At 38.3% G+C, this 3,151-nt stretch carries 3 protein-coding genes; 1 reads left to right on the top strand and 2 read right to left on the bottom strand.

The window, feature by feature from the left end:
• Positions 1–59 precede the first annotated feature (59 nt).
• The gene (locus VKY47_RS00015) at positions 60–464 is read left to right on the top strand and encodes a hotdog family protein (RefSeq protein ID WP_324309190.1); all 405 of its coding nucleotides are present in this window, start codon (positions 60–62) and stop codon (positions 462–464) included.
• Between the two features lie 78 nt (positions 465–542).
• Here VKY47_RS00015 and cydB read toward each other — a convergent pair whose 3' ends face one another.
• The gene (gene cydB / locus VKY47_RS00010) at positions 543–1,619 is read right to left on the bottom strand and encodes a cytochrome d ubiquinol oxidase subunit II (RefSeq protein ID WP_324309189.1); all 1,077 of its coding nucleotides are present in this window, start codon (positions 1,617–1,619) and stop codon (positions 543–545) included.
• Between the two features lie 6 nt (positions 1,620–1,625).
• Positions 1,626–2,966, bottom strand: a complete 1,341-nt coding sequence (locus VKY47_RS00005) for a cytochrome ubiquinol oxidase subunit I (protein ID WP_324309188.1) — start codon at positions 2,964–2,966, stop codon at positions 1,626–1,628.
• Between the last annotated feature and the right edge of the window lie 185 nt (positions 2,967–3,151).

Here is a 3,151-nt window from a genome sequence, read left to right as displayed (position 1 = left end):
TTAACGATTGGAAAGAAAAAAAGAACGAACTTGTGAAATAATTTTTTTGAATTCTAACGATGCAAAATAAATCTAAAGCCATTCAGGATTTATACGCCGACGAATTGGCACATTGCTACGGATGTGGAAAGAATAATTCCTTTGGCTATCAGTTGAAAACGTATTTAGTGGGCGATAAAACTATTGCCCATTTTACGTCAGATGAAAAATCCACAGCACTTCCCGGCAGTGTTTACGGAGGTTTGGTGGCTTCTCTTTTTGATTGCCACGGCACAGGTTCTGCCGCAGCCTTTGCTTGTATTGCAGAAAATATTGATCTTGAAAATAATGCAACAATTATTTCTGTAAGATGTGTAACAGCATCGCTTAAAGTTGATTTTAAAGCGCCTATACCAATGGAGCTCAAAGGAAAACCGAAGTATAGAGGGCAGAAAAATCTGGGTAGATATGACACTTTCCGCTGATGGAATTGTTTGTGCAACAGGAGAAATTTTAGCAATAAAACTAAAAGACTAAGCATTTGACTTAATCTTTTAGTTTTATTAATGTTCTCCATATCCTACATCATCCATTTTGCCTTTGAATACCCGAAACTGAATGATAAAATACACAACAACCAAAATCGCTGCAACTATAAACCAACTCAAACCTATTGATAATCCATATTCGTGAGCTGCTACATTATGTACAGTCAGCGAAGGATTTACGCTATTTGTAGAAGGCAACAAGGTCGGAAACAAAGAAGCTATAGTGGTAGCAAAACTGCCGAAAATAAACATAGAAGAAAATAAAAATCCGGTGCTGTCTTTTTTGAATTTGTTAATTCGGAACAAACCGATTAGACCTATTGCTCCAATTATCGGGAATATCCAAAGCCAATAATGCGTTTGCAGATTATTTAAAGGAAAGGGCTTTACATAATGCCATAAACAAGCAGAAGTAACAACTAATGCCAGCAATACGAAATTCAATTTAAAAATCACCTTTTTAAGCCTTTGATTGAGGTCTGTGGATGTTTTAAGTATAATCCAATTAGCCCCGTGAATGGTTAATGTAACAACCGCGACAAGTCCCAATAACAAGGTAAACCAGTCGATAACTCCCTGATGCTCTGCAAGTGGGTCAAACGTAGGATTCCAAAGTGCTAAAAAGAAATAATGAGGTTCATGTGTAGCGACACCATTTTCCACCATCCCGAGATTTACGCCTCTTACTACATTACCTAAAGCGGCTCCAAAAAACAACGCTAACAGAAGACTCGCTATACCAAATGCTTTATCCCAAATAGCTTCCCACATTCGGTTATGCACCTGTCCTCTTAACTCCAATCCCACAGCTCTGAAAATCAACAACCACAAAACCAGCATCAAAGGCAGATAAAAACCACTGAATGCCGATGCATATAGCGTAGGAAATGCAAAAAACAGAACACCACCTGCAGCAATGAGCCACACTTCATTAGCATCCCAGAAAGGACCGATAGCATTGGTTACGGCTTTCTTTTCTTCTTCTGTCTTTGCAAAAAACAAATGCACGATTCCCGCTCCGAAATCATACCCGTCGAGGATAACATAAATCCCCAACATCACCATTAATACAATAAACCAAAATATTTCCATAACCATTTATTTTAATGCCATTTTAGTAGCTTCAGGACCTTTCCGTATGATTTTTAAGACAAGCAAAAGAAAAAGTAGTCCAAGCAGCAAATACAATCCAACAAACCCCAAAAGTGTAAATAACGTATTTCCCGAAGATACGGTAGGCGAAACGCCATCAACCATACGCATCAGATTATAAACAAGCCAGGGTTGCCGTCCTAATTCCGCTGTGTACCATCCTGCCGTATTGGCGATATAAGGAAAAGGAATCATAAACATCAGAATCCACAGCAACCATTTCGTTTTATACAATCTGCCTTTCCAGAGTAAGAAAGATGCAAGTACCATAATTCCGATAAAAATAGTTCCCAAACCAACCATAATATGATAACCATAATACAAACCGGGAACATTAGTAGGATGTATAGATTCATCAAATTCGTTTAATCCTTTAATTTCGGCATCCCAACGCTGATACGTAAGAAAACTAAGTACATTGGGTATAGCGATTTTATTATCCAGTTTTTTATTCTCCATATCGGGCTGACCTATCAAAACGATTTCAGAACCTCCTTTTTCAGTTTCAAAAATACCTTCCATCGCAGCAAATGTTGCCGGCTGGTATTTAACCACATTTTTTGCCGCCCAGTCTCCCGTAGGGAAAGCCAATATGACAGAAGAAATCACCCCAAAAACGACACCGCTTTTTACAAAAATCTTCCCGAAGCGACTGTGCCTGTTGCTCAATAAATAGAAAGCTCCGACCGCTGCTACAAAAAAAGAACTTGTTACCAATGACCCTGCCTGATTATGCAGATAAGATGGCCACAGCCACGGATTGTTAAATAGCGCACTAAAATTGTTCAATACAAACTTTCCGTTTTCTAAAATCTCATACCCTACGGGATGCTGCATCCACGAATGTGTAGCGATAATCAGAAAACCACTTGCCCAAGAACCGAGGAAAACCATCAAACCTGAAAGGAAGTGTAGTTTCTGCCCGAGTAACTTTTCACCAAAAAGAAACATGCCCAGAAAAGAAGATTCTAAAAAGAAGGAGAACATTCCTTCCATTGCCAATGTTTGTCCGATGATGCCTCCGGTAAGCTCAGAGAACTTAGCCCAATTGGTCCCAAACTGAAATTCCATTGGAATACCCGTTACAACGCCCATTGCGAAGTTCAATGCAAATATCTTCATCCAGAATTTAGAAGCATTGTTATAATCTTCATTCTTCGTTCGCAGGAACTTCCATTTAAAATAAACAATCATCAGAGAAAGTCCCATAGTGAGCTGAGGGAACAAATAATGAAAGGTAATCGTAAAGGCAAACTGTAGCCGATTGTAAAGAATCATGTCTTCCATAAGGAATATTTTAAGCGTTTGAATATCAGGTTTTGTTACCGCATATATCCACCTTTTATATGCACCTGCAAATGTATTTCTAAATTACAAAAACGATTGTAACACTTGTTACACAGTATAGAATAAATAGGCATCTAATGATTTTTAGTTTTAATTTTTAGCTCTGTAACAATTGTTACTGCCTG

Source organism: Xanthomarina sp., from assembly GCF_035306705.1.
In the GTDB taxonomy this organism is placed as follows: Bacteria; Bacteroidota; Bacteroidia; order Flavobacteriales; family Flavobacteriaceae; genus Xanthomarina.
This window is presented reverse-complemented; position numbering and strand designations above follow the sequence as displayed.